Below are 26464 nucleotides of genomic sequence, written 5' to 3'. Positions count from 1 at the left end.
TCACATCCAAGCGATCAGCTGGTCGTCAGGGCGGTGTCGTCCACGACGAAGCTGGTCTGGAGCGAGGAGTCCTCGACGCCGCTGAACTTCAGGGCGACGGTGGTGCCGGCGAACGAGGACAGGTCGAAGGTCTTCTGGGTGTACCCGGTGGCCTTGTTGAGGTTGGAGTAGGTCGCCAGCGTGGTCGATCCGGCGGTCACCGTCAGCTTGTCGTAGGCGGTGCTGGTGCTGGTCTCCGCACTGTCGACGTGCAGGTAGAAGGTGAGACTGGCCTTGCAGCCCGAGGGGATCGCCACCGACTGGCTCAGCGTGTCGGTGTGGGTCGAGCCGTAGCCGTCCAGCCACGCCTTGTAGGAACCGCCGTGCGCCGCCTGGCTGCTGGAGTTGGTGATGACCCCGCTGGACGCCGTCCAGGTGGTGTTGCCCGACTCGAAGCCGGCGTTGCCCAGGAGCTGGGCCGCGGTGCAGGTGCCGCCGCCCCCGCCGGTGCTCACCGTCCAGGTGAAGGAGGCGGTGCCGGTCGCGCCGGTGCTGTCGGTGACCGTGACGGTGGTGCTGGAGCTGCCGGCCGTCGTCGGGGTGCCGGAGATGACGCCGGTGGAGCTGTTGATCGACAGTCCGGCGGGCAGGCCGGTGGCCGCGTACGTCAGCGAGCCGCTGTTGGTGCTGCTCGCCGAGACCTGGAGGCTCACCGCGGTGCCGACGGTGGACGACTGGCTGCCCGGGTTGGTGACCGTGACGCCTGTCGACGGGACCGTGATGTGGCTGCCCACGTTGATGCCGGCGAAGGCGTTGCCGACGCCCGCGTACTGGCTGGAGCTGGTGCCGTACAGGGCCGCGGCGGCGCTCAGCGCGGCGGTGCGGGCCCCGGCGTAGTTGGTGCTGGACGTCATGTACGTCGTCAGCGCCTTGTACCAGATCTGCAGGGCGGCTGCCCGGCCGATGCCCGCGACGGCGACCCCGTCGGAGGTGGTGCTGTTGTAGGTGACGCCGTTGATGGTCTTGCTGCCGCTGCCCTCGGAGAGCAGGTAGAACATGTGGTTCGCCGGACCCGAGGAGTAGTGCACGTCGAGGTTGCCGACGCCCGAGTACCAACTGTCGGCGGAGCCGCCGTCCTTGCTCGGCTTGTCCATGTAACGCAGCGGCGTGCCGTCGCCGTTGATGTCGATCTTCTCACCGATGAGGTAGTCGCCCACGTCGGTGGAGTTGTTGGCGTAGAACTCCACGCCCGTGCCGAAGATGTCGGAGGTGGCCTCGTTGAGGCCGCCCGACTCACCCGTGTAGTCCAGGCCCGCGGTGTTGGAGGTGACGCCGTGGCTCATCTCGTGGCCCGCGACGTCCAGCGAGGTCAGCGCGTGGGTGCTGCCGGTGCCGTCGCCGTAGGTCATGCAGAAGCAGCTGTCGTCCCAGAAGGCGTTGACGTACGCCGTGCTGTAGTGGACGCGCGAGTAGGCGGCGACGCCGTCGTTCTTGATGCCGCTGCGCCCGAAGGTGTTCTTGTAGAAGTCCCACGTCACCTGGGCGCCGTAGTGGGCGTCGACGCCGGCGGTCTGGGTGTTGGAGCCGGACCCGGTGCCCCAGGTGTCGTCGGCGTCCGTCATGAGGGTGCCGGTGCCGGACGTGGCGTTGTTGAGGCTGTACGTCTTGTGGGTGCCGCGCGTGGTGTCGTTCAGCTGGTACGTCGAGCCGGACAGCGTGGTGCCGAGGGTGACGGTGCCGCTGTACTGGCTGTTGCCGGTGCCGGTCTGGACACCCTCGTACTGGGAGAGCTTGGCGCCGGTGACGGCGTCGGTGATGACGTGCAGCTTGCTCGGGGTGCCGTCGTCCTGGAAGCCGCTGACCACGGTCTCCCAGGCCAGCTTCGGCGTGCCGTTGCCGGCCCAGATCACCTTGCGGGCGCTGTCGGCGGCGGGCTGCTCGGCGTCCAGTGCCCTGGCCGCCTTCAACGCCTTGGTCTGCGCGGCCGACTTGGAGAAGGTCGCCGTGGTGGAGGCGACCTTGACGGTACGCCTGTTGTTGAAGGTGGTGCTGACCGTGCCCGTGGCCCGGGAGGCGGGCGGGGTGTGCACGACCAGGTCGCCGCCGAGGACGGGCAGTCCCGCGTAGGTCCGCTCGTAACGGGTGTGCACAGTGCCGTCGTTGTCCTTGACGACGTCCTTGACGACCAGCTTCTCCTTGGCGCCGAGCCCGAGGGTGCGGGCCGTCTGCGTCGTCTTCGACGCGGCGCTCCTGACCAGCGCGGTGTGCTGCGCGGGGGTGATGTCGGCGGGCAGGCCGCCGGCACGCAGGGGGCTGGGGTGGGGGGCTGCGGGCTGCGCGGCCGCCGGGACCGTCTGGACGCCGACGGCCAGGAGGGCGGCGGTGGAGAGCAGGGCTGCTCCGACCGCGGTCCGCTTGCGGGGGATGGATCTCACTCGTTCTCCTACTGCTGCGACCGATGGGTCGGCCGGTGACAGACCGGGCAGACGGGTGTGCTGTCCGGGACGAGCCGAGGTGTGCGGGACCGAGCGTGTGTGAGGGGAACAGACTGGCCGCGCATGGCAGTTGACACCTGTGCACGGCAGCTGGGAGGGAGACTGACAGGCTTGTCCTGGCCATGTCACCAAAACAGGGAGGCTTCTAGGGTTATCCCTCGGTGACCGCCCCGTCACGGCCACCCCTCACACCTTTCCTGTGAGCCGACTGTGCAGTTCCCGTGCCCGCGCGAGGTCGCCCCGGCCGCACCGCGGACGACGGGCGGACGGGCCTACGACCGTCACCAGCGCGGTTGTTACGGTGCACCGGTGTCTGACTCCTCACGCGATACCGCCGAAGGCGCCGGCTGGGGCGCCGCAGAACGCGGCGACTACCGGAACCTCATGCCGCCCAGGGTCGAGAAGATCTCCTGGCTCGACCCGAAGATGCTGTGGGCCGCCCGCAACGGCGTACTGGCCTCCTGGTTCACGGACCCCACCGGCCGTACCCGCGACAGATGGGTGGAGCGGCGGGCGGCCGCCGGCGCACCGGCCGACAAGGTGATCCGGCGCGAGGTCCCGGACCGGTTCTCCTTCATGGTCATCGGTGACACCGGCGAGGGCGACGACCCCCAGTACGCCGTCGTGCCGGGCTTTCTGAAAGTCGGTCAGGGAACCGACTTCGCCGTCCTCACCAGTGACGTCATCTACCCGGTCGGCGGCGCCGACGACTACGACACCAAGTTCTTCCGCCCCTACCGGGACTACCCGGCCCCCATCTACGCGATACCGGGCAACCACGACTGGTACGAGGACCTCGGCGCCTTCATGCGGGTCTTCTGCGGCGACACCGCGCCCCTCCCCCCGGAACCCGCGCCCCGGCCCCTCACCCGGGCCTGGCTGCGGTCCCTGCTGTGGCACCGGCCGCGCCCGCACGACGGCGAACACCTGGACGCGGCCCGCGCGTTGCGGTCCTCGCCCGCCCAACAGGCCCTCCAGCCGGGCCCGTACTGGGCGATCGACGCCGGTCCGGTGCGCATCGTCGGCATCGACACCGGTCTGCTGGGCACCCTCGACGCCCGGCAGGGGGCGTGGCTGCGCGAGGTGTCCCGGGGTCCCCGCCCGAAGATCCTCGTCACCGGGTCACCGCTGTACGTGGACGGCGAACACCACCCGTGTGCGATCGAGGGCGGCGGCACGGTCGACGACCTCGTGCGCGACCCCGCCCACCACTACGTCGCGGCGATCGGCGGCGACATCCACAACTACCAGCGCTACCCGGTCCGGGTGGACGGCCGCACCCTGCAGTACGTGGTCTCCGGCGGCGGCGGGGCGTTCATGCACGCCACCCACACCATCCCGCGCGTGGGCGTCGCGAACGTCACCGAGCGGGACTTCCGCTGCTATCCGCTGCGCGGCGACTCCCTCGCCTTCTACAGCAGGCTCTACGGCCGCCGCCTGCGCCTGCGGCGCTTCTTCGAGCTCAGCGAGGCCGAGGCGACCGCCGTCATCGCCGAACGGCTCGGCATCCCGCCGACCCGCTCCCCGGGTGAGCCGGCCCGCGTCACCGCGCGCACCCGGCTGGTGGCGAGCCTCCTCGGCGCGGGCGGCCGCCCCGACCGCACCGCACGACTGCGGCTGCCCGTGCGCAAGATCTACACGCAGCTGTTCTCACCCGGTTCGGCCACCTACAGTCCGCCGTTCTTCAAGAGCTTCCTGCGCCTGGACGTCACCCCCGAGGCCGTCCGGCTGCGCTGCTACGCGGCCACCGGCAACCGAGCGCAGGAGGTCGAACCGCCGGTCGAGGACGAGGTCGTCATCCCCCTGACCTGAGCCCGTCCCGGCGACAGCGCCTGAGACAATCCGAGTGACCGGTGTGCGGCCGAGTGCGCCGTGGACGATGGAGGAGCACGTGTCCCCGACCTCACGCCCGCTGCGCAAGCTGGGCTTCCTCACCATCGGTCTCTTCGACGAAGCCGATCCGCGCCGGGGACACGAGTCCACGCTGGAGATCATCGAGCTGGGCGAGCGGCTCGGCTTCGACAGCGCGTGGGTCCGCCACCGCCACCTCCAGTACGGCATCTCCTCGCCCGTCGCCGTGCTGGCCGCCGCCTCGCAGCGCACCCGCCGCATCGAACTGGGAACCGCGGTCATCCCGCTGGGCTGGGAGAACCCGCTGCGGCTGGCCGAGGACCTGGCGACCGTCGACATCCTCAGCGGGGGCCGCCTCAACCCGGGCGTCAGCGTGGGCCCGCCCATGCACTACGACCAGGTCAAGGGCGCCCTGTACCCGGACACCGCCGACGCCGAGGACTTCGGTTACACCCGGGTGGAACGGCTGCTGGACGGCGTGCGCGGCAAGCCGGTCACCGGTTTCCAGGGCACCGAGGGCTTCGAGGTGTTCTCGGAGAGGGTCCAGCCGCACTCCCCCGGCCTGGGCAGCCGCCTGTGGTACGGCGGCGGCAGCCTGGGCTCGGCGCGCTGGGCGGGCGAGAACGCCATGAACTTCCTGACCAGCAGTGTCGTCAAGGCCGAGGGCCCCGGCACGGACGGCCCCGCGGACTTCGCCGACGTCCAGTTGTCGCACATCCGCGCCTTCCGCGCCCACCACCCCGACGGCGAGGCCGCCCGCGTCTCGCAGGGCCTGGTCGTCATCCCCACCGACTCCGCCTCGCCCGGTCAGCGCGCGAAGTACGAGGAGTACGCGGCCGCACGCGCACCCCGCACCGCATCCCCGCAGGGCCCCGCCCGCCTGATGTTCGCGCCGGACCTGGTCGGCACCTCGCGGGAGCTGGTCGAACGGCTCCACGCGCACGCCGCGTTCCGCGAGGTCGACGAGGTCGCGTTCGCGCTGCCGTTCACCTTCGAGCACGAGGACTACGTCCAGATCCTCACCGACATGGCCACCGAGCTGGGCCCGGCGCTGGGCTGGCATCCGGCCGGCTGAGCGGCGGCGTCACCAGCGGCCCGGCTGACTGCCGACGAGCGCCCGCGACGGCGTGCCGTCCACCCCGGCCGGCACGTCGCCGGCGAGCATCACCCGGTGCATGGTCCGGGGATGGCCGAGGTGGGCGTTGTCGGAAGGGGCGAGGTGGATGGTGGCCCGGTTGTCCCAGAAGGCGACGCTGCCCGCCTCCCAGCGGAACCGGACGGTGTACTCGGGCCGGGTCGCCTGCTCCAGGAGCAGATCCAGGATCGCCGTGCTCTCGGCCCGGGAGACGCCGTCGATCTGCTCCACGTAGTAGCCGTTGACGTACAGCACGCGCTCGCCGGTCTCCGGGTGCACCCGTACCAGCGGGTGCAGGGTGGCGATCTGATGGTCCAGCAGGTGACGGACGTAGGCGTCGTCGCCGGGACGCGGCTGGTAGCCGACGCCCAGCCGGTGCTCGGCCCGCAGGCCGTCGACGAAGGCGCGCACCGGTGCGGAGAGCCCGGCGTAGGCGGCGGCCAGGTTCGACCAGGTCGTGTCGCCGCCGTAGGGCGGGACGGTCTCGGCGCGCAGGATCGTCGCGGCCGGCGGGTCGACGCGCGCGCCGTGGTCGCAGTGCCAGCCGCGCAGCAGACTGTGCCGCCGACGGCGCAGCCACTCCTCGTGGTCCATGCCGAATCTGCCGCCGAGTTCCAGCCGGTCGGCGGTGGTCTCGATCTCCGGGAAGTCCGGCGGCGAGGCGCTGCCCCGGCGGGGCAGGACGACGGGCTCGCCGAACCGGCGGGCGAGGGCGACATGCCCGGCGTGATCGAGGCGCTGGCCGCGGAAGAACACCACCTTCCAGCGCAGCACGGCCGCCCTGATCGCCGCGACCTCGGCGTCCGTCGGCCCGCCGGCCAGGTCGACGCCGGTGATCTCGGCGCCGATGTACCCGGCGACCGGCTTGACCTCGATCCCCGCGGCCCCCTTCGCCGACTCGCCCGGCGTGGCCCTGTCCGTCGTCATGCCCGCTCCGTTCGTCCGTCCGCGGCACCTGCCCGTGCCGGCTCCACGGAAGATCGTGTCAGTGATCGCGTCGGGTGGCGACAGCGTCCCCGGCCCGGGGCGCGGCTTCCGCGTGGCCGCCGGGGCCCGGGCGGCGCGCTCTCCCATACTGGCCGTACAACGCAGTCGAAGAGCAGCCAGAGAAAGGCGCGGCCGTGACCAGCATCCCGACGTACACGCTGAACGACGGTACGACGATTCCCGCGGTCGGTCTGGGCACCTGGCCGATGGACGACACCGAGGCGCGGCCGGCGGTGCGCGGCGCCCTGGAGATGGGCTACCGGCTGGTCGACACGGCGACGAACTACCGCAACGAGACCGGAGTCGGACTCGGGCTGGCGGACGGCTCCGTGGCGCGCGAGGACGTGGTGGTCACGACGAAGCTCCCGGGCCGGCACCACGGCTACGACGAGACCCTCGCGTCCTTCGAGGAGTCCCGCCGCCGGCTCGGCCTGGAGTACGTGGACCTGTACCTGATCCACTGGCCGCTGCCCCGCGTCGGCAGGTACGTCGACTCGTGGAAGGCCATGATCAAACTGCGTGAGGACGGACTCGTCCGGTCGATCGGCGTCTCGAACTTCACCGCCGGGCACATCGAGCGGCTGGAGAAGGAGACCGGGGTCCTGCCCGCCGTCAACCAGATCGAGCTGCACCCCTTCTTCCCGCAGGCCGAACTGCGGGCCTTCCACGCCGAGAAGGGCATCCGCACCGAGAGCTGGAGCCCGCTGGGCCGGGGCACGCGGCTGCTGGAGGACCCCGTGCTCGTGTCCGTCGCCGAGGCGCACGGGGTGACCCCCGGCCAGGTCGTGCTGCGCTGGCACACCCAGCTCGGTGCCGTCCCCATCCCGAAGTCGTCGCACCCCGACCGGCAGCGCGAGAACCTCGACATCTTCGGCTTCGCCCTGGGGCCGGCCCAGATGCGGGCGGTCGCCGACCGGGACCACCAGCGCATCGGCGGCGACCCGGAAGTGCACGAGGAGTTCTGACCGGCGGCCCGGACGGCCGAGGGGGGCCGAGAGCGCCGATACGCCGGGCCTGGCCCGCCGGTATGGCCGTTGCGGCCCCGACGCCCCCTCCACGCCTCTATGTTCGCTGCGGCACGTTTCGATCTGTCCGCTCCAGCACCAGGAGGCCCACGTATGCGCCACGCGCTCCGCACCGCCCTCACCGGGACGGTCGCCGCCGCCACCGTCCTCGTCGGCGGCACCGCCCACGCGACCCCGGCCGGTCCGGGCGTCACCGCCCGCCTGATCAGCCGGACCACGGTGGGCGACACCGACTACATCGTGCGGGAGATCACGGTGCCGCCCGGGCAGAGCACCGGCTGGCACTACCACGACGGCCCGCTCTACGGCGTCGTGCGCCAGGGCACGCTGAGCCACTTCGACTCCGGCTGCGCCTCCGACGGCGTCTACCGCAGGGGCAGCGCCATCCAGGAACCGGCCGGCCCGGGCAACGTCCACATCGGCCGCAACCTGGGCACCGCGCCGCTCGTCCTGGACGTGCTCTACGTACTGCCGCACGACGCGCCGTTCTCCGAGGACGCGCCGAACCCCGGCTGCCCGTTCCAGTGAGCGTGCGGCCGGTCAGTCCGGCAGTGCCTGCTCGGCCCAGATCGTCTTGCCGCGCCCCGTCTGGCGACTGCCCCAGCGCTGGGTGAGCTGGGCGACCAGGAGCAGGCCGCGCCCACCCTCGTCGAAGGCGTGGGCGCGGCGCAGGTGCGGTGAGGTGGAACTGCCGTCGGACACCTCGCAGATGAGGGTGCGGTCCCGGATCAGGCGCAGCTGGATGGGCGGTTCGCCGTAGCGGATCGCGTTGGTGACCAGTTCGCTGACGACGAGTTCGGTGACGAAGGCGACCTCCTCGTCCATGCCCCACGCGGCCAGTCGCTCGGTGGCGGCCTGCCGGGTGACGGCGACGTGGGCGGGGTCCGGCGCCACGTCCCAGGTGGCGACCCGGTCGCCGCCGAGGACCCGGGTACGGGCCAGCAGCAGCGCCACGTCGTCGCTGGGCTCCTCCGGCAGTACGGCCTTCAGCACGGTGTCGCACAGCGCGTCCAGCGACTCCGCGGGGGCGGTCAGCGAGCGGCACAGTTCGACGGTGGCGCGGTCGACGTCGCGGTCCCGGTCCTCGATCAGGCCGTCGGTGTAGAGGGCGACGACGGTGCCCTCCGGCAGGTCGAGTTCGGTCGCCTCGAAGGGCAGTCCGCCCACGCCCAGCGGGGGGCCGGGGGCCATCGGGACGAGGCGCGCGGTGCCGTCGGGCAGAACGAGGGCCGGCGCCGGGTGGCCCGCGGCGGCGAGGGTCAGTCGGCGCGACACCGGGTCGTAGACCGCGTAGAGGCAGGTGGCGCCCAGTTCCGCGACCTCCTCGCCGCCCTCGTACGCCGCGAGGTGGGTGACCAGGTCGTCGAGGTGGGTGAGGAGTTCGTCCGGCGGCAGGTCCACGTCGGCGAGGGTGCGCACGGCCATGCACAGCCGTCCCATGGTCGCCGTGGAGGGGATGCCGTGCCCCACCACGTCACCGACGACCAGCGCGACCCGGCTGCCGGACAGCGGGATCACGTCGAACCAGTCTCCGCCGATGCCCGCGAGCGACCCGCTGGGCAGATAGCGGTGGGCGACCTCGACCGCCGCCTGTCCGGGCAGTCCGCGCGGCAGCAGGCTGTGCTGGAGGGCCAGCGCGGTCGTCCGTTCCCGGGCGAAGCGACGGGCGTTGTCCACGCAGACCGCGGCGCGGCTGGCGAGTTCCTCGGCCAGCACGGCGTCGTCCTCGGCGTACGCGTCCGGGTGGGCGATGCGGACGCCCACGGCCACACCGAGCGTGGTGCCGCGGGCCCGCAGCGGCACCGCGAGCATCGAGTGCACGCCCGCGCGGTGGGGGCGGCCCGCGGGGGCCTGCGCGTTGCGTTCGGCGACCCAGCGCACGAAGTCGGGCTCGCCTGCCTGGCCGAGCACCGCCCGCCCCTGGAGCAGGGCCTTGGCGGGCGGCGAGAACGCCGGGTAGACGTCCGCCGCGCCCAGGTGCACGGCGGCTTCCGGCGTGCCCTCGGTGGCGGAGCCGTGGGCGACGCGCCGCAGCACGACCTCTCCGTCGTGCAGGGGCGGCGGTTCGTCCGCGCCCAGGACCCAGTCGAGCAGGTCCACGCTGGCGAAGTCGGCGTACCGGGGCACGAGGAGTTCGACGAGTTCCTCGGCGGTGCGCACCACGTCCAGGGTGGTGCCGATGGCGGCGGCCGCCTCGTTGAGCAGCGCCAGTCGCTGCCGTGCCCAGTACTGCTCGCTGCTGTCGAAGCCCGCCAGCGCGACGCCGGTCATCTCGCCGGCTTCGTCGCGGACCGGCCACATCTCGAAGTTCCAGGCGTGCTCGCGGTTGCTGGAGGGCGCGCCCGTGAAGCTCTCGTAGCGGACCGGCCGGCCCGTGTCGGCGACCTGGCGCAGCTTGCCGAGGAACCCGCGGCTGTGTTCGCCGTCCTCCACGGTGTCCGGGAAGTGCCTGCCGAGCAGGACCTCCTCCGGCACTCCCATCACCCGGCAGGCCGCGCCGTTGAGGCGCAGGTAGCGCTGTTCGGTGTCGAAGACGGACATCGAGAGGGAGGCCTGCTCGAAGGCGCGGGCGCCCAGCGCCGGTTCCGGCGGGCGCGGGCGTTCGGTGGTGACCACGTATCCGCCCGGCTCACCGTCGCGGCCCAGTACGGCGCTGGCCCGGACCGTGACCGGCACCGGGGAGCCGTCCCGGTGGCGCAGCACGAGGTCACCCTCCAGCGCGGCCAGGACGTCGGGCGACGGGGCATGGGCGAGCAGTTCCCGCGCCGCCCGCCCCACGGCCTCCTCCGCCGCGTATCCCGTCAGCCGCCGGGCACCCTCGCTCCACCCGGTCACCATGCCCCGGCCGTCGAGGACCGCCGCAGCGGAGACGTGCTCCATATCGTCCAGAATGGTCCCTTTGGCGCACCGCATCAACCGCGGTGCGGCCCGAGGGGGCCGCCGGTCACTTCCCGTGGGCGCGCAGCGCTGCCAGGGCCCGGTCGGCGTGGGTGTTCATCCGCAGCTCGCTGCGGACGACCTCGACGACCGTCCGGTCCGGCGCGATCACGAAGGTGACCCGCTTGGTGGGTGCCAGGGAGAACCCGCGCCTGACGCCGAACCTCTCGCGGACCGCGCCGTCGGCGTCGGACAGCAGCGGCATGCCGAGGTGGTGCTCTCCGGCGAACTCCTGCTGGCGTTCGACGGCGTCTCCGCTGATGCCGACCGGCCGCGCGCCGGCCGCGGCGAACTCGGCGGCGAGATCACGGAAGTGGCAGGCCTCCGCGGTGCAGCCCGCCGTCAGGGCCGCCGGGTAGAAGAACAGCACCACCGGCCCGTCGGCGAGCAGTCCGGAGAGGCTGCGGTCGGTGCCGGTCTCGTCGGGCAGCGAGAAGTCCTCGACCGTGTCGCCGACCTCCGGGAGCCCGCTCACGACCGTCCTCCCGCGTTCGCCGCGGCGGCGTTCCGGGCGACGCCGCGGGCCCACAGCACGAGGGGCACCTGGAGCGGCAGCCGTCCGAGGGCCGCGGCCTTCAGCGGGGTGGGGCGGTGGCGCCAGTCCACGGCCATCTTGACGTTGGCGGGGAAGACGCCGACGAAGAACGCGGCGGCGGTCAGCGCGGTGGCCTTGCGGGTGCGGGGCACCGCGAGACCGGCGGCCAGCGCCAGTTCGACGGCGCCGCTGGCGTACGTCCAGACCCTGGGCGAGCCGGGCAGCGACCGGGGAATCGTGGCGTCGAACTGACGTGGTGAGGCGAAGTGGGCGACACCCGCGGTGGCCAGCAGGCCGGCGAGCAGCAGGGGCGAGCGTTCGGACCGTGACACGGTTCCTCCTCTGATGACCTGCCGCGCGATATTACTGGACGGTAGTTGCGGGTGTGACCACCGCGTCGCCCCCGACCGGTGTCACCGCGCGGGTCAGCCGGTCCTCGTGGGGTCGGCGGCCCGCTCGGCCCCGTCCTCCGCGTGCGAGAGGAAGTCGTCGACCATGCGGTGGAAGAGGGTGGCGAGCTGCCGCAGATCCTCGGGCGACCAGTCGGCCAGCGCCAGCATCATGCCCCGGGAGCCCGCCTCGCGGACGCGGTCGACGGCCACCTGACCCGCCTCGGTGAGCTGCACGCGCTGCGCACGCCGGTCCTCCGGGTCGGGCACCCGGGTGACGTAACCGGACTTCTGCAACTGCTGCACGGTGCGCGTGACGTGGGACGCCTCGACCCCCAGCCGGTTGGCCAGTTCTCCCGGACGCAGCGGCTCGGAGTCGGCGATCCGGCGCAGCAGCGCCACGGCGGCCCGGTCGAGCGGCACGCCGGCCAGCGCCATCAGCCGCTCGTGCTGCCGGGCCCGGGTGCTCAGGTACGTGATCCGGGTCAGTGCGCGTTCGATCTCGACGACTTCCGGGGACGCGGGGACATCGGGCAGCGGTGAGGTGGACATGTGACCCACTTTACCATCTTGTTGCGTAACTCAAGTAATCTACGGATGCCGTCCCCGCGCGCGACATCGGGCCGAAACCTCCCGCCACCGCCACTCCTCCGCGGTGACGGGCGCCGTCCACATGCCGGGGATCGCGTCGGCCGGACCCGTGACCGCGTCCTGCCATGTGCCCCGCGGGGCTGGAGCGCCGGCGACCGACGACAACGCCGCTGACGCGCGTTCCACACCCCGCGCCTCCGCCGTGATCGGCCGACAGCTCCCGGGTACTAAAGTAAGTCAAGCATCTGACTTAACTTCGGTCGAGTTCAGTCGCCCGTCGCGAGTTCGGCCCGTCCACCACCTCCGGAGGCTCCTTCATGTCCGACGCCCCTGCCCGACCCGGCGACGCCGGAGGCGGCCCACCGCCGCGGACGAACGCCGTGGTGGCGGTGCTGGCCTTCGCCGGAATCGTCGTCGCGCTGATGCAGACCCTGGTCATCCCGATCGTGCCCGAGCTGCCCAAGCTGCTCGACGCCCCCGCGTCCGACACCGCCTGGGCGGTCACGGCCACGCTGCTGGCCGGCGCGGTCGCCGTCCCCGTGGTGGGCCGCCTCGGCGACATGTTCGGCAAGCGCCGGATGCTGCTGGTCAGCGTCGTCCTGCTGGTGACCGGCTCCGTGGTGTGCGCGCTCAGCGACCAGCTGGTCCCGCTGGTCGTCGGCCGCGCGCTGCAGGGCATGGCGTCCGGCGTCATCCCCCTCGGCATCAGCATCATGCGCGACGAACTGCCCGCCGAGCGGCTGGCCGGCTCCACCGCCCTGATGAGCGCCTCCCTGGGCGTCGGCGGCGCCCTCGGTCTGCCGACCGCCGCACTGATCGCCGACCACTTCGACTGGCACATGCTGTTCTGGAGCTCCGCCGCGATGGGCGTGATCGCCTTCGTGCTGGTCCTGCTGACCGTGCCCGAGTCGCCGGTGCGCAGCGGAGGCCGCTTCGACGTGATCGGCGCCCTGGGCATGGCCACCGGACTGGTGTGCCTGCTGCTGGCGGTCTCCAAGGGCGCCGACTGGGGCTGGGGCAGCGGCACCACGCTGGGCCTGTTCGTGACGGCCGTGGTCGTGCTGGTGGTGTGGGGCGTCTTCGAACTGCGCACCGACCAGCCGCTCGTCGACCTGCGCACCACCGCCCGGCGCCAGGTGCTGGTCACGAACCTCGCCTCGATCGCGATCGGCTTCTCGATGTTCGCGATGTCCCTGGTCCTGCCGCAGCTCCTGCAGCTCCCCGCGCAGACCGGCTACGGGCTGGGCCGGTCGCTGCTGACCGCCGGTCTGGTCATGGCGCCGTCCGGCCTGGTCATGATGGCCACCGCCCCGGTGTCCGCCGCCGTTTCCAAGGCCAGGGGCCCCAAGGTCACCCTGATGATCGGCGCGCTGATCGTGGCGGCGGGCTACGGCATCGACATCGTGCTGATGTCCGAGGTCTGGCATCTGGTCCTGGTGTCCTGTGTGATCGGCGCCGGTATCGGCTTCACCTACGGCTCTATGCCCGCCCTCATCATGGGCGCGGTGCCGGCGAGCGAGACGGCCGCCGCGAACAGCCTCAACACCCTGATGCGGTCCATCGGCACGTCGGTGGCCAGCGCGATCGCGGGCGTCATCCTGTCCCACATGACCGTCGACTTCGGCGGCTACGCCCTGCCCTCGGAGAACGGCTTCAGGACGGTGATGGCCCTCGGCGCCGGGGCGGCTCTGCTCGCCTGCGCCGTGGCCTCCTTCATCCCGCGCCAGCGCGTCGCCGTGACCGCGGCGGTGGCGCCCACGGCCGCGGAGACGACGGCGGACGCACCCTCGGCGCGCTGAGGACACGGCCCGGTGACCGCGAGCCCACCAGGGTCCGCGGTCACCGGGCCGCGGTCGCCTGACAGGACTTCGGCACGTCCGCGGCGGACCGGAACGCAGCCCCGGGACGACACGGCCGTACGAGGTCCGGTCCCGCGACCGCGCGGGCATGCGCGGCTGTGGCCGACGCGGCAGGCACACGCGTCGCGGCACCCCGACCGGCCGCAGCCGGTGCCAGGCCCGTCGTTCGGGTCGTACGGCGGGACGCGGGGCAGGGCACGCGCGTCCGCGCCGCAAGGTCCGCACGACAGGCCGAGGACGACAGACAGTCCAAAGCCCGCCCGGACGCGGCCCCAAGCACACCGGAGCGGCCACACCCGCCTGGCACGGCCGTGCCAGGCGCATGCCGGCCCCCACGGCTCCCCGAAGCCGGGCACCCGCGGCCCCCGACTCGTCGCGCCGGCCCACCGGTCGGGCCCGGTGCGGGCCGCGCCGCCGCCGCCGCGCGGTGGAGCCGTCAGTTCTCCGCGAGCTTGTCCAGCCACTGCTGGAGGAGAGCCGCCTCGACCGCCGTGAACGACCGCGGCGGTCGTGCCCGCAGGCGGGCCGCGAGGGTGGCGGCCGCGCCGGGGACGCCCTCCGGCTCCCCGGGCTCGGCGGGGCGGGTCAGTGAGTCGATGACGGAGTCCCGCAACCGGGCGGAGAAACCGGCGTCGGGGTACTGCTCCGGTCTGGTGAGCAGGGACAGCGCGGCTCCGACGTTCGCGGACATGATCACCCGGGTGGCGAGGGCGGGCGGCACGGTCAGGCGTCCGGCGGCCGCGCAGCGCTCCAGGATGCCGTGGAGCAGGGCGTGCGCCTCCTGGGCCGCCGCGGGCGGGGCGGTCAGTCCGGGCGAGTACATCAGGCGGTAGTGGTTGGGGTGTTCCAGCGCGAAACGCATGTGGTTGTCCCAGCCGTGCCGCAGGTCCTCGACGGGGTCCTCGCCGGGGCGGGCGGCCCGCTTGGAGGCGAGGTACTCCTCGAACCCGCGGTCCACGACCGCGGCCAGCAGCCCCGCCTTGTCGCCGAAGAGGCGGTACAGCATCGGCGCCCCGACCCCCGCCGCCTCGCAGACGGCGCGGGTGGAGACGTCGGCGACCGGCGCCTCGGCCAGCAGGGCCGTGGCCGCTTCCAAGATCTTCTCCCGCGCGTTCATGGGTCCACCGTACGCCATTCGTAGCACCGATACGAAAGAGGAATAGCAACGCTACGACTCTGTGTTACCGTCGATACGAGAAGAACGTAGCGCCGCTAACAAAGGATGCAGTCATGACCACTCAGCCCACCGCCAAGCAGCGCGTCGCGATCGTGACCGGTGGATCGCGCGGCATCGGACGCCAGGTCGCCCAGCGGCTCGCCGCCGACGGATTCGCCGTCGTCGTCGGGTACGCGGGCAACCAGGACGCGGCCGACGACGTCGTGCGCACCATCGAGACGGCCGGCGGCAGCGCCGTCGCCGCCCGGGCGGACGTCGCCGACGAGGACGCCGTCGCGGCCGTGTTCGACCTGGCGCAGAACACGTACGGCGGAGTCGACGCCGTCGTGCACGCGGCCGGCCGGATGCCGCTGTCCCCCGTCGTGGACCTCGACCTCGCCGAGCTCGACGCCCTGTACCGCACCAACATCCGCGGCACGTTCGTCGTCGACCAACAGGCGGCCCGCAGGCTGCGCCCCGGCGGCGCGCTCGTCAACTTCTCCACCTCGGTACTCGCGCTCGCCTTCCCCGGCTACGGCGCCTACGCCGCGAGCAAGGGCGCGGTCGAGGCCCTGACCCTGATCCTCGCCCGGGAGATGCGCGGCCGTGACGTGACCGTCAACGCCGTCGCGCCCGGCCCCACCGCCACCGAGCTGTTCCTCGACGGCAAGGACGAGGAGACCGTCGCCCGCCTCGCCGCGCAGGCCCCGCTGGAGCGCCTGGGGACGCCCGAGGACATCGCCTCCGTCGTGTCGTTCCTCGTCGGTCCGGCCGGCCGCTGGGTCAACGGGCAGGTGCTGCGGGCGAACGGCGGCATCGTCTGACGCGCCGCACCCCCTCCCGTCACCGGCTCTCGTGACGCTCCGCGCCCCCTCTCGTCACCGGTCCGCCTGACGCACCGCACCCCCACTCCCGTCACCGCCTCGCCGGACGCGCCGCACCACCCCTCCTCCCGACGGCGACGCCGGCTGACGCCGGCTGACGCCGTTCAGGCGAAATGCCCCGCCGCGGGGCGTGCCGCGGGGTGGAGGCGTCGAGAACTGAGCAGTGCGCCTCCCGCCGATCGCCCCCATGCTCGCCACGCCCGGCTCCCTGCCGCCCGCCGCCGAGGACACCCGCTGGGCCTACGAGACCAAGCAGGACGGCCAGCGCGCCGTGGTCTACCTGCCCGGGGACGGCAGCGTGACGCTCCGCGCCCGGTCCGGGGAGGACATCACCGCCGCCTACCCCGAACTGCACGCACTGGGCGGCGCCCTGGGCACCACGCCCGCCGTGCTGGACGGGGAGATCCTCGCCCTGGACGCGCGGGGCCGCGCCGACTTCCAGCTGCTGCAGTCCCGGATGGGCCTCGCGCACGCCCCCGGCAGGGCCGCGCGCCGGGCCGCGGAGGTCCCGGCGCACCTGGTGCTGTTCGATGTGATGCACCTGGGCGGGAGCCCCCTGCTCCCGGTGCGTTACGCGCGGCGGCGCCGGCAGCTGGAGGAGCTGGACCTCGCCGGACCCTCCTGGTCGACCCCCGCCGCGATCGTCGGACACGGCGTTCAGGCGCTGCGCGCCACCCGCGAACACGGCCTGGAGGGCCTGGTCTGCAAGCGGCTGGACTCGGTGTACGAAGCCGGTGTGCGCTCACGCGCCTGGATCAAGATCCGCAACATGCGCAGCGAGGACGTCGTGGTCGGCGGCTGGCTGCCCGGCCGGGGCAGACTCACCGGACTGCCGGGCGCCGTCCTGGTCGGCCAGCGCGCCGCCGGGACCCTGCGGTACGTCGGCGGCGTGGGCACCGGCTGGAGCGAGGGCGAACGTCTGCGCCTGGCCGAACTGCTGCGGGACGCCGCGACCGATGTCTGCCCCTTCACCCCGGTGCCGCCGGTCGCGGGCGCCCACTGGGTGCGGCCCCTGCTGGTCGGCGAGGTCCGCTACAGCACCCGGACCCGGGCCGGGATGCTGCGGCAACCGTCCTGGCTGCGGCTGCGCACCGACCTCACCCCCGAGCAGTCGTCGGCGGACCTCCCGGACGACAGCGTCTGACCGGGCGGCGGGAACCAACCGTTGAACTGCCCTTCACATCGGGTACGCCCGTGGCCCTTGGCGCGGCAGTGAAAAGCCGGGAAGCTGAACTCCCTTACCCCCCACAGCCGTTGGGCTGCGCCCCAGAAGGAGGACGCGGTGTCGTCTTCGAAGAGGTCCACCCTGCACCGGCGGAGATGGCTCACCGGACTCACCGGAGCCGTCGCTCTCGTCGTGGCCTTCCCCACCGCCGCCTTCGCGGCCCCGCCGACGGCCCTTCCGGCCAACGCCGAGGCCGGCGAGAACACCTTCCAGCCCGCCTTCGACTACGACACCGACGGCTGCTACCCCACACCGGCCATCGGCCCCGACGGCACCGTCAACGGCGGCCTCAACCCGAGCGGCGCGCTCAACGGCAGCTGCCACGACGCCTCGGACCTCGACAACACCAACGGCTACTCGCGCTCCAAGTGCAACAACGGCTGGTGCGCCTACATGTACGGGCTGTACTTCGAGAAGGACCAGGCCGTGGCGGGCAGCGGCCTCGGCGGGCACCGCAACGACTGGGAGCACGTCGTGGTGTGGGTGCAGAACGACCAGGTCCAGTACGTGTCGACCTCCAACCACGGCTCGTTCACCGTGCACGCGGCCTCCACCGTGCGCTTCGAAGGCACCCACCCGAAGATCGTCTACCACAAGGACGGCATCGGCACGCACTGCTTCCGGCTGGCGAACACCAACGACGAGCCGCCGGAGAACCACAAGCACACCTGGCAGTACCCGCCGCTGGTCGGCTGGAACGGCTATCCCGCGGGCCTGCGGGACAAGCTCAGCGCGTACAACTTCGGCAGCGCCAACTTCGGCCTGAAGGACGGCAGCTTCGCCTCGCACCTCTCGTCGGCCAAACCGTCCGGAATCCCGTTCGACCCCAACGCCTGACCGGCGCGACTACCGGGCCCGGGGCGCAGGCCCCGGGCCCGGGACGCCTTCCGGGCGGTGTGCCGACCGCGACGGCAGTGACCGGGACCACCGCCTGGAAGCGGGCGTTACGGCACGGACGTACCTCCCCGAAGGTCTATCGTGTCCGCATGTCTGTGCCCGAACTGATCCGTATCGTCTCCCGCGACTCCCCGATGGCTCTCGCCCAAGTGGAGCGGGTACGCGCCGAGTTGGCCCTGCGTCACCCCGGTGTGCGCACCGAGGTCGTGCCGGTGAGGACGACCGGGGACAAGTGGCTGGGCGATCTGTCCCTGGTCGAGGGCAAGGGCGCGTTCACCAAGGAGGTGGACGCGGCGCTGCTGGCCAGGGAGGCCGATCTCGCCGTCCACTGCGTCAAGGACGTGCCGGCCGACCGGCCGCTCCCGGCGGGCACCACGTTCGCCGCGTTCCTGCGGCGGGACGACATCCGCGACGCCCTGGTCCACCCGGGCGGGCTCACCCTGGACGAACTGCCCGCCAAGACACGCGTGGGCACCTCCTCGGTCCGCCGGGTCGCCCAGCTGGCGGCCAGTCACCCGCACCTGGACTGCGTGCCGTTCCGCGGCAACGCCAACCGGCGGCTGGAGAAGCTGGCGGCCGGCGAGGCGGACGCCCTGCTGCTCGCGGTCTCCGGTCTGGAGCGCATCGGCCGGCAGGACGTGATCAGCGACGTCCTCTCCCCCGAGACGATGATGCCGCCGATCGGCGCGGGCGTCCTCGCCCTCCAGTGCCGCGAGGGCGACCTCGACGTCATCGACGCGGTCAGTGAGCTCGGCGACCCGGACACCCACCGGGAGGCGACCGCGGAACGCATGTTCCTGCACGTCCTCCAGGGCCACTGCAACAGCCCGATCGCCGGCTACGCGAAGGTGGACGGCACCGGTGAGCTGTCCCTGCGGGCCTGTGTGTTCACCCCGGACGGCAAGACCCGGCTGAACGCCCACGAGTGGGCGGGACGGCTGGACCCGGCCACCCTCGGCACCTCGGTCGCCGTGGCCCTGCTGCGTCAGGGCGCCCGCGAGATCATCGACGGTATCCCGCACTGAGCAGGCGGTCCGCCCTCGGGAGGTCGGGCGCCGGACCGGGCCCGCCGGAGGCCGGCCGCCGAGCGCCCGGGGCCAGTCGGGCGCCTGACCGTCGGACGAAGGCGGCCGGGGGCGGACGGTCAGGCGGGACCCACGGTCAGGCGGTGCCTTCCTCCGCCTGGTCCCGCAGGAAGTTGCTCACCTGGTGCGCGAGGCTCTCCCGCCCCGCCGCGTGGGCGCGCTGCTCGTCGACGCCGATGCCTCCGGCCCACAGCCGGCGGTCGGTCCACTCCTCGTCGACCCGCAGCTGGATCTGGACGTCGACCTGACCCAGGGCCGCCTCCGGACCGGCCGCGTAGAGCACGGCGGTGGCCCGGCGCAGCGGATGGACGTCGAAGCCCTCGATGAACTGGGTGTTGCGCCAGTCGATGAACGCGCTCTCCCCGTCGGAGCCGACCCGGACGTCGATCTGGCCGTCCTCCAGGTGGATGCCGAAGTGCCGGCTGCCGCGGTTCTCCACGGTCACCCTGAGACTGAAGTACGTGAGTCCCTCGGCGGCGTCGTCCCGCCCGCGCGGCGGGTCGCCCGCCTCCAGACGGTGGACGCGGACACGCAGACCGGCATGTTCGTCGTACTCCTGCCAGTCCCCGACCACGTTCGGCTCGTACACGGTGCACCTCTTCGACCTCAGAGAGCTGCTTCCTATCTGTGGGCTCAGCGCACTGTCAAATGAGCGGAATGCGCTGTGGCCAGCGAATTCGTCCCCTTGATCGGTGATCAAGCCGTGCGCAGGAAGAATCCCCCGGCCGGGCCGACAACGGTGTCCGCGGGCGTGCCGCACATCACGTTCCGTCGCATGATCAACGGGCCGGCCGTCCGAGGGGCGAGAAGGCCGCCGCGATGCCGGGTGCGGCGGTCCCACCGGGCGACCCAGGAGAGTACCTATTGACCGTTAATGGCCCGATTTGTTTCGACGGGGAGACCGAGGGAATCCGAATTCCAGTGCTTCGGACAGGAGGCACGTTCGGCGGGAGTCGGCACTCGGTCCCCGGTCCTTACGTCCGGTCCGGGGCGCGTCTCCCGCGGTGTCTGTCCCTTCAGCACCCGTCGAGGAGGTGCGTGCCATGCGCATCACCACCAGAACGAAGCCGCATCCGCACGACGACGCCCCCGACACCATCGAGGCGTTCGTCCGGCTGGCGGCACTGCCCGAGGGTCCGCAGCGCAAGGCGCTCCGGGACGAACTGATCCGGCTGTGGCTGCCCATGGCGGAGCGGATCGCGGTCCGGTTCCGGGGACGCGGCGAGGCCCTGGAGGACCTCTACCAGGTGGCCGCGCTGGGCCTGGTCAAGGCGGTCGACCACTACGACCCCGACCACGGAAGCCGCTTCGAGGCGTACGCCGTGCCCACCGTCACCGGGGAGATCAAACGCCACTTCCGCGACCACCTGTGGACGCTGCATGTGCCGCGCCGGGTCCAGGACCTGCGCAACCGGGTGCGCCAGGCGATGAAGGAGCTGTCGCCGACCACGTCGGGGCAGGGCCCGTCCGTCACCGAGATCGCCGCGTTCACGCAGCTGAGCGAGGACGAGGTGCGCACCGGCATGGAGGCCCTGGAGTGCTTCTCCACGCTGTCGCTGGAGGCCGAGATGCCCGGCACCGACGGGTACGCGCTGGCGGACACCATCGGCCGGCCGGACCCGGGGTACGACGTCGTGGTCGACCGGGTGGCCGTCCGGCCCTGTCTGGACGCGCTGCCGGAGCGTGAGCGCACGATCCTCTACCTGCGCTTCTACAAGGGGATGACGCAGAGCGCGATCGCGGAGCGGCTCGGGATCTCACAGATGCATGTCTCCCGGCTGCTCAGCGGCTGCTTCGACCGCCTCCGCGACGAGGTCCTCAACGAGAGCCGCTGACGACGCTGCGGAACGGTCCCGGCGTCTTCTCAGCCCTCGGGCGTGCCCGGTACCTGCGAGGGGCCGTGCCGGTCGAGGGCGTCCTCGAGTTCGGCACGGATCTGCTCGGGCATCACCCCGGCCCGCCCCCAGACGAGGATCAGGTCGGCGACGTTGCGCAGTTTGATGTTGGTGTGCTGCGACACGTCCTTCAGCACCTGCCACGCCTGCCGGGGGGTGACTCTGCCGAGCGCGACGATCATGCCGATCGCCTGGTCCACGACAGCGTGCGAGGCGACGGCCTCCTTCAGCTGCTGTACCTCTTCCTGCAGCCGGCAGATGCGGTCCCCCTCCTCCACGGGTTCGCGAGAGGTCGATGCCACCTGTCCATCTTGTCACCGGGGGCCCCCGCATCCGTTCGTGAGCCGGTCGTGTCACCGCCCGGGACGGTCCCGCCGCCCCGGGCGTGAGCCGGTCGCGTCACCGTTTCGACGCAGCCGCCGGGGTACTCGGCAGGCGGACCAGCGGGTTCCGGCCGGAGACTGGGGTGAGACCCCGGGCCCGGGCCGACGAGACCAGGACACGACTGCCATGACGCACGACTCGAGACTCTCCGCCGGCACGACCGACGTCTTCTCCACCCACTCCGTCTTCGGGGCGCCCTGCTGGGTGAGCCTGACCAGCCGTGACGTCGGGGCCACCGAGGACTTCTACACCGCCGTGCTCGGCTGGCGGTGGCGGACGGCCCAGCTGGGCGACCGGTTCCGGGTCGCGCTGGCGGACGGCACACCCGTCGCCGGGATCGCCGCGGTGGCCTCCATGTGGCAGATGGCGGTGGCCTGGACGGCTTACTTCGCCGTACCCGACGCGGACCAGGTGGTGGCGCGGGTGCAGGAGCGCGGCGGTACGGCGGCGGTCGGCCCGATCTCCTTCCCGCCCGGACGGGCCGCACTGCTGGCCGACCGGGACGGCGCGACCTTCGGCGTATGGGAGGGTCAGCTCGTCGCCAACTGGGACAGGTGGCGCCACGCGCAGCCCGCCTTCATCCGGCTCCACACCCGCGACGCCTTCGACGCCGCCATCTTCTACGGCGAGGTCCTCGACTGGGCGTCGGAGAGCGGCGGCTGCTGCGAGGTCGGGTACGAGGGCGGCGAGGTGGTGCTGCGCAACGAGGGTGACGTGGTGGCGCGTATCGAGTCCGGGGCACTGGGCTCGGCACCCGACCCCACCGTCCGGCCGCACTGGCAGGTCCACTTCGCGGTGTCGGACGTGGCCACCTGCGCCCGGGCGGCGGAGCGGCACGGCGGCAGTGTCCTGGCCGAGAACGGCACCGAGGCCGTACTGCGCGATCAGGACGGCGCCCAGTTCACCGTGACCTCACGCCACGAGCGGTGACCTGTCGCCACGGGCAGTGATACGACGCCGGTGGTGGCCCGGCGCCACGAGCGGCGACATCACGCCACGAGCGGTGACCTGACGCCACGAGCGGTGATACGACGCCGGTGGTAGCCCGGCCCCGCGGTGGTGGCCCGGCGCCGCGAGCGGCGACTTCGCCCCACCGCAACGGCTCCGCCCTCGCGTCACCGCCCCCGACTTCGCGTCCCCGCCCCCGACCTCGCGCCACCCGCACCGGCACCGGTACCGGCACGGGTACGGGTACCGGTCGTGACCTCCGGCGCATCCGCGTCGGCCGCGCGTCACCGCGGCCGACCGGGCGCCGCCCCTCAGCGGGTCCCGCGGGAGGGCCTCGACAGCAGGACCAGACTCCGTGCCTCGACGGTCAGTTCCGTGCCCGCCTTGTGCTCCGACTCGTCGGGCCCGCCCAGCGGATCACCGGTGTCGATCAGGGTCGTCCAGCGCTCGCCGTAGGTGATGTCGGGCAGCCGGAAGTCCACCGGCTCCCAGTAGCTGTTGAGCAGGAGCAGGAAGGAGTCGTCCACCACGGGCCGGCCGCGCGGCCCGGGCTCGGCGATGGCGTCGCCGTTGAGGAAGACCCCGACGCTGTGCGCGTCGGAGCGCTGCCAGTCCTCGTCCGTCATCTCGCGCGCGTCCGGCAGCAGCCACACGAGGTCGGGAAGCGGCTGGCCGGCGTGCCGGACGGTCTCGCCGAGGAAGAACCGGCGGCGGCGCAGCACGGGATGCTCGGCACGCAGCCCGATGACGTACCGGGTGAAGTCCCGCAGCGACTCCTGTTCCGCCGTCAGCTCCCAGTCGATCCAGGACACGGCGTTGTCCTGGCAGTAGGCGTTGTTGTTGCCGCGCTGGGTGCGGCCGAGTTCGTCGCCGTGGCAGAGCATCGGGATGCCCTGCGAAAGTAGCAGCGTGGCAAGGAAGTTGCGTTGCTGGCGGGCGCGCAGTTCCAGCACGGCGGGGTCGTCGCTCTCTCCCTCGGCCCCGCAGTTCCACGACCGGTTGTCGCTCTCGCCGTCCCGGTTGTCCTCGCCGTTGGCCTCGTTGTGCTTGTCGTTGTAGGAGACCAGGTCGCGCAGGGTGAAACCGTCGTGCGCGGTCACGAAGTTGACGCTGGCGCGGGGACGGCGTCCGTTGTGCGCGTACAGGTCGGAGGAACCGGTGAGCCGGGACGCGAACTCGCCGAGCGTGTGCGGTTCCGTCCGCCAGAAGTCCCGTACCGCGTCCCGGTACTTGCCGTTCCACTCCGACCACAGGGGCGGGAAGTTGCCGACCTGGTAGCCTCCCTCGCCGACGTCCCACGGTTCCGCGATCAGCTTGACGCGGCTGATCACCGGGTCCTGCTGGATCAGGTCGAAGAACGCCGACAGCCGGTCGACCTCGTGGAACTGCCGGGCGAGCGTGGCCGCGAGGTCGAAGCGGAAGCCGTCGACGTGCATCTCGGTGACCCAGTAGCGCAGCGAGTCCATGATCAGCTGGAGCACGTAGGGGTGGCGCATCAGCAGGCTGTTGCCGGTGCCGGTGGTGTCGTAGTAGTGCCCCCAGTCGCCGTCGACCAGGCGGTAGTACGACGCGTTGTCGAGGCCGCGGAAGGAGAGGGTCGGGCCCTTCTCGTTGCCTTCGGCGGTGTGGTTGTAGACGACGTCCAGGATGACTTCGAGGCCGGCCGCGTGCAGCGCCTTCACCATGGTCTTGAACTCGGTGACCTGCTGTCCGTCGGTGCCGTGGGCGGCGTAGGCGTTGTGCGGCGCGAAGAAGCCGATGGTGTTGTAGCCCCAGTGGTTCGACAGTCCGCGGTCGTGGAGCACGCCGTCCTGGACGTACTGGTGCACCGGCATGAGTTCGACGGCCGTCACGCCCAGCGAGGTCAGGTGGTCGAGCACCGCGGGGTGCGCGAGACCGGCGTAGGTGCCGCGGAGCTCCGGGGGGACGTCGGGGTGGGTCGCGGTCAGTCCGCGGACGTGGGCCTCGTAGATCACGCTGTCGGCGTAGGGCCGTCTGGGTGGCCGGTCCTCGCCCCAGTCGAAGGCCGGGTCGGTGACCACGCCGAGCATGGTGTGTCCCGCGCTGTCGGACGGGGAGGGGCCACCGGGGGTGCGTTCGAAGAGCGAGGCGTGGTTGTCGGCCTGTCCGTCCACCGCCCGGGTGTACGGGTCGAGCAGCAGCTTCGCCGGATTGCAGCGGTGTCCGAGCGTGGGGGCCCACGGGCCGTGCACCCGGTAGCCGTAGCGCTGTCCCGGTCCGACACCGGGCACGAAGCCGTGCCACACGAAGCCGTCGACCTCGCTCAGCCGCACCTCGCGGTGCCCGCCGTCCTCGTCGACGAGCACGAGGTCGACGCGCTCTGCGACCTCGCTGAACAGCGCGAAGTTGGTTCCCTCGCCGTCGTAGGCGGCACCCAGCGGGTAGGGGTGCCCGCTCCAGGCGGACACCCCTTTCCGATTGCGGCGCGCGGTCACCGGGCGGCCACCAGTACGCCGTCCGGCGCAGTCGCCGCGCCCGCCAGTTGGGCGACGGCGACCTCGTGGGGCAGCAGGAGTCCTTCGCGCAGGCTGGGCGCGGGGGCGGTCGGCACCCGGGGGACGCGTTCGCCGGCCCGGGCCCGCTGCGAGAACCAGATGACCTTGCTGCCGGTGTCGGTGGTGCAGCAGCCCCAGCCGTCGCTCATCGCGGCGATCCGCTCCAGGCAGGCGCGCAGTTCCTGGTCCGGGCGCAGGGTCCGGTTGTTGTCCCCGATGGCGGTGATGAGGTGCTGGCCGGTCCACCACATCTCGATGGACGTGTTCTTGTCCGTCGCGTGTTCGCCGATGGCCTTCAGCAGCAGTTCGGCTCCGTGGCAGACGGGTCCGACCAGGTTCTCCAGGTCCCAGAACCGGAGGTGGGCGGCCAGAATGCGGCTGACCTGTCCGACCCGTTCGGGGCCGACCTCCACGTCGAGGTGGTAGTAGCAGGGCACTGCGGTCTTCATCGTCGTCGCTCCTCACCGGCGAAGCTCTCGCTCCTCCTCGCCCCCTGCGGGGACTGGCCCCGGACACGAAGCGTGAGCACTGGTCGCTTCTGAGTCAGCTCCAGAGTGCGAGCGCTACGCCATTCGTGCAACACGAGCGACCGGAGGGGTGGTTGAGAATCCAACAAGACGCTGGGTCGCCGTACGTGCACCATGAGTGAAGACCTCGCTGCCCGTGACGGAACCGTGCCCGCGTGCGCACGGCGACCGGCCGGCGGCCGGGAGTACGTGCCTTCGAGACCCTGAAAGGTGAACGTCGCCATGCGGCTGCCGGCCAAGAACGAAGTCGCCCGCCACCTGCGCCGGTACCGGGCCTGGGAACGCATGATGCTCGCCGCTCCCGCCGACCGGGATCTGCGCGCCACGTTCGAGGACTCGGGCTACACGCTGTGCGTGCTGATGGGCAAGCGGTGTGCGCGCGAGGCTGCGGACGCCGCCGACCGGTATCTGCGCACGACCCTGTCGGCCTATCTGCGGGAGCAGGACGAACGGCCGCATCCGGGCGCCGTGGTCCGCCGGGGCCCGCCCGCGGCCGACCGGCGCTCCCCCGCCGGAAGGTGACCCTTCCGGCGCAACTCGGTTCTCGGCCGGGCCAACAGGCCCGGCCTTCAGCACGGCGGAGGTGACACCCATGAGTTCGACCCCGATCGGCCGTATCCCGGTGCGCGATGTCCGTCCGGCCGTGGAGTGCGGCAGGCGTCCGGCGAAGGCGGTCGCCGAAGAGACCTTCCAGGTCTCGGCGACGGTCTTCCGCGAGGGACACGACGCCGTCGGCGCCAACGTCGTCCTGACCGGTCCGGACGGAACGCACGGACCCTGGACCCCGATGCGCGAACTGGCCCCGGGCTCCGACCGGTGGGGAGCCGCCATCACCCCGGACGCGGTGGGCCGCTGGACCTACCGCGTCGAGGCGTGGGGCGACCCGGTGGCCACCTGGCGCCATGTCGCCCGGATCAAGGTCCCGGCGGGCATCGACACCGGGCTGGTCCTGGAGGAGGGCGCGGACCTGTACGCGCGGGCGGCCTCGGGAGTACCGGACGGCCCCTCGCGTACGGCGGTCATGGCCGCGGCGCGGACGCTGCGCGACGACACCCTGCCGGTCGCCACGCGGCTGGCGGCGGCGTTGACGCCGGAGGTGGACGCGGTGCTGGCGCGGTATCCGCTGCGTGAGTACGTGAGCGCGTCGGCGTCGCGGGAGTTGCT

The 26464-nt window shown here is 72.3% G+C and carries 24 protein-coding genes; 13 read left to right on the top strand and 11 right to left on the bottom strand.

Annotation, left to right across the window (positions count from 1 at the left end; translation table 11 throughout):
* Nucleotides 1–14 precede the first annotated feature (14 nt).
* Nucleotides 15–2414: a M4 family metallopeptidase gene (locus ABZT03_RS23785; protein ID WP_356042377.1), complete on the bottom strand. Its 2400-nt coding sequence runs from the start codon at nucleotides 2412–2414 to the stop codon at nucleotides 15–17.
* 369 nt (nucleotides 2415–2783) lie between these two features.
* On the opposite strand from ABZT03_RS23785, the gene ABZT03_RS23780 reads away from it, so the two are divergent.
* Both ABZT03_RS23780 and ABZT03_RS23775 read left to right on the top strand, forming a co-directional pair.
* On the top strand, nucleotides 2784–4286 hold the full coding sequence (locus tag ABZT03_RS23780; protein ID WP_356042375.1) for a metallophosphoesterase: 1503 nt from the start codon (nucleotides 2784–2786) through the stop codon (nucleotides 4284–4286).
* 79 nt (nucleotides 4287–4365) lie between these two features.
* On the top strand, nucleotides 4366–5400 hold the full coding sequence (locus ABZT03_RS23775; protein ID WP_356042373.1) for an LLM class flavin-dependent oxidoreductase: 1035 nt from the start codon (nucleotides 4366–4368) through the stop codon (nucleotides 5398–5400).
* A gap of 9 nt (nucleotides 5401–5409) precedes the next feature.
* Here the strand turns inward: ABZT03_RS23775 and ABZT03_RS23770 are convergent, their stop codons facing one another.
* Nucleotides 5410–6387 (bottom strand): TauD/TfdA family dioxygenase, encoded by a 978-nt coding sequence (locus tag ABZT03_RS23770; protein WP_356042371.1) that lies wholly within the window; start codon nucleotides 6385–6387, stop codon nucleotides 5410–5412.
* A gap of 194 nt (nucleotides 6388–6581) precedes the next feature.
* Between ABZT03_RS23770 and ABZT03_RS23765 the strand changes: the two genes are divergently transcribed.
* Together ABZT03_RS23765 and ABZT03_RS23760 are read left to right on the top strand one after the other, a co-directional pair.
* Nucleotides 6582–7412, top strand: coding sequence for an aldo/keto reductase (locus ABZT03_RS23765; protein WP_356042369.1), 831 nt, complete (start codon nucleotides 6582–6584; stop codon nucleotides 7410–7412).
* A 153-nt stretch (nucleotides 7413–7565) separates the two neighbouring features.
* The gene (locus ABZT03_RS23760; RefSeq protein WP_356042367.1) at nucleotides 7566–8000 is read left to right on the top strand and encodes a cupin domain-containing protein; all 435 of its coding nucleotides are present in this window, start codon (nucleotides 7566–7568) and stop codon (nucleotides 7998–8000) included.
* Between the two features lie 12 nt (nucleotides 8001–8012).
* Here ABZT03_RS23760 and ABZT03_RS23755 read toward each other — a convergent pair whose 3' ends face one another.
* The 4 genes from ABZT03_RS23755 to ABZT03_RS23740 form a co-directional block, all read right to left on the bottom strand.
* On the bottom strand, nucleotides 8013–10352 hold the full coding sequence (locus ABZT03_RS23755) for a SpoIIE family protein phosphatase (RefSeq protein ID WP_356042365.1): 2340 nt from the start codon (nucleotides 10350–10352) through the stop codon (nucleotides 8013–8015).
* 64 nt (nucleotides 10353–10416) lie between these two features.
* Complete coding sequence (locus ABZT03_RS23750; RefSeq protein WP_356042363.1) at nucleotides 10417–10884, bottom strand: peroxiredoxin; 468 nt, start codon at nucleotides 10882–10884, stop codon at nucleotides 10417–10419.
* The gene (locus ABZT03_RS23745) at nucleotides 10881–11276 is read right to left on the bottom strand and encodes a DoxX family protein (protein ID WP_356042362.1); all 396 of its coding nucleotides are present in this window, start codon (nucleotides 11274–11276) and stop codon (nucleotides 10881–10883) included. The genes ABZT03_RS23750 and ABZT03_RS23745 overlap by 4 nt, the downstream gene beginning before the upstream one ends.
* A 93-nt stretch (nucleotides 11277–11369) precedes the next feature.
* Complete coding sequence (locus ABZT03_RS23740; protein WP_356042360.1) at nucleotides 11370–11885, bottom strand: MarR family transcriptional regulator; 516 nt, start codon at nucleotides 11883–11885, stop codon at nucleotides 11370–11372.
* A 356-nt stretch (nucleotides 11886–12241) separates the two neighbouring features.
* Between ABZT03_RS23740 and ABZT03_RS23735 the strand changes: the two genes are divergently transcribed.
* The gene (locus ABZT03_RS23735; RefSeq protein ID WP_356042358.1) at nucleotides 12242–13723 is read left to right on the top strand and encodes an MFS transporter; all 1482 of its coding nucleotides are present in this window, start codon (nucleotides 12242–12244) and stop codon (nucleotides 13721–13723) included.
* Between the two features lie 496 nt (nucleotides 13724–14219).
* Here the strand turns inward: ABZT03_RS23735 and ABZT03_RS23730 are convergent, their stop codons facing one another.
* A complete protein-coding gene (locus ABZT03_RS23730; protein WP_356042356.1) occupies nucleotides 14220–14900 on the bottom strand; it encodes a TetR/AcrR family transcriptional regulator in 681 nt (226 codons plus the stop codon).
* 113 nt (nucleotides 14901–15013) lie between these two features.
* On the opposite strand from ABZT03_RS23730, the gene ABZT03_RS23725 reads away from it, so the two are divergent.
* From ABZT03_RS23725 to hemC, 4 genes are all read left to right on the top strand, one after another.
* Nucleotides 15014–15763, top strand: coding sequence for an SDR family oxidoreductase (locus ABZT03_RS23725; protein WP_356042354.1), 750 nt, complete (start codon nucleotides 15014–15016; stop codon nucleotides 15761–15763).
* A 223-nt stretch (nucleotides 15764–15986) separates the two neighbouring features.
* Nucleotides 15987–16967, top strand: coding sequence for an ATP-dependent DNA ligase (locus ABZT03_RS23720; RefSeq protein WP_356042352.1), 981 nt, complete (start codon nucleotides 15987–15989; stop codon nucleotides 16965–16967).
* A 138-nt stretch (nucleotides 16968–17105) separates the two neighbouring features.
* Complete coding sequence (locus ABZT03_RS23715) at nucleotides 17106–17885, top strand: NPP1 family protein (RefSeq protein WP_356042350.1); 780 nt, start codon at nucleotides 17106–17108, stop codon at nucleotides 17883–17885.
* A gap of 149 nt (nucleotides 17886–18034) precedes the next feature.
* Nucleotides 18035–18970, top strand: a complete 936-nt coding sequence (gene hemC, locus ABZT03_RS23710) for a hydroxymethylbilane synthase (protein ID WP_356042348.1) — start codon at nucleotides 18035–18037, stop codon at nucleotides 18968–18970.
* A 136-nt stretch (nucleotides 18971–19106) separates the two neighbouring features.
* Here the strand turns inward: hemC and ABZT03_RS23705 are convergent, their stop codons facing one another.
* Nucleotides 19107–19619 (bottom strand): hypothetical protein, encoded by a 513-nt coding sequence (locus tag ABZT03_RS23705; RefSeq protein WP_356042346.1) that lies wholly within the window; start codon nucleotides 19617–19619, stop codon nucleotides 19107–19109.
* Between the two features lie 454 nt (nucleotides 19620–20073).
* Between ABZT03_RS23705 and ABZT03_RS23700 the strand changes: the two genes are divergently transcribed.
* Entirely contained in the window at nucleotides 20074–20865 is a 792-nt protein-coding gene (locus ABZT03_RS23700) for a SigB/SigF/SigG family RNA polymerase sigma factor (RefSeq protein ID WP_356042344.1), read from the top strand.
* A 29-nt stretch (nucleotides 20866–20894) separates the two neighbouring features.
* Here the strand turns inward: ABZT03_RS23700 and ABZT03_RS23695 are convergent, their stop codons facing one another.
* The gene (locus ABZT03_RS23695) at nucleotides 20895–21227 is read right to left on the bottom strand and encodes an ANTAR domain-containing protein (RefSeq protein ID WP_356042342.1); all 333 of its coding nucleotides are present in this window, start codon (nucleotides 21225–21227) and stop codon (nucleotides 20895–20897) included.
* Between the two features lie 208 nt (nucleotides 21228–21435).
* On the opposite strand from ABZT03_RS23695, the gene ABZT03_RS23690 reads away from it, so the two are divergent.
* Entirely contained in the window at nucleotides 21436–22239 is an 804-nt protein-coding gene (locus ABZT03_RS23690) for a VOC family protein (RefSeq protein WP_356042341.1), read from the top strand.
* 329 nt (nucleotides 22240–22568) lie between these two features.
* On the opposite strand, the gene glgX is transcribed toward ABZT03_RS23690, so the two are convergent.
* Both glgX and ABZT03_RS23680 read right to left on the bottom strand, forming a co-directional pair.
* On the bottom strand, nucleotides 22569–24713 hold the full coding sequence (gene glgX, locus ABZT03_RS23685) for a glycogen debranching protein GlgX (protein WP_356042339.1): 2145 nt from the start codon (nucleotides 24711–24713) through the stop codon (nucleotides 22569–22571).
* Nucleotides 24710–25222, bottom strand: a complete 513-nt coding sequence (locus ABZT03_RS23680; protein ID WP_356042338.1) for a pep a2 — start codon at nucleotides 25220–25222, stop codon at nucleotides 24710–24712. The genes glgX and ABZT03_RS23680 overlap by 4 nt, the downstream gene beginning before the upstream one ends.
* Before the next feature lie 300 nt (nucleotides 25223–25522).
* Between ABZT03_RS23680 and ABZT03_RS23675 the strand changes: the two genes are divergently transcribed.
* Both ABZT03_RS23675 and ABZT03_RS23670 read left to right on the top strand, forming a co-directional pair.
* A complete protein-coding gene (locus tag ABZT03_RS23675) occupies nucleotides 25523–25822 on the top strand; it encodes a DUF5133 domain-containing protein (protein ID WP_356042336.1) in 300 nt (99 codons plus the stop codon).
* Nucleotides 25823–25892: 70 nt separating this feature from the next.
* A partial coding sequence (locus ABZT03_RS23670; protein WP_356042334.1) for a maltotransferase domain-containing protein occupies nucleotides 25893–26464 on the top strand: 572 nt, incomplete at its 3' end.

This window comes from Streptomyces sp. NPDC005574, from assembly GCF_040605435.1.
Lineage (GTDB): Bacteria > Actinomycetota > Actinomycetes > Streptomycetales > Streptomycetaceae > Streptomyces.
Note: the sequence above shows the minus strand (reverse complement) of the source record. Positions and strands in the feature narration are given on the sequence as shown.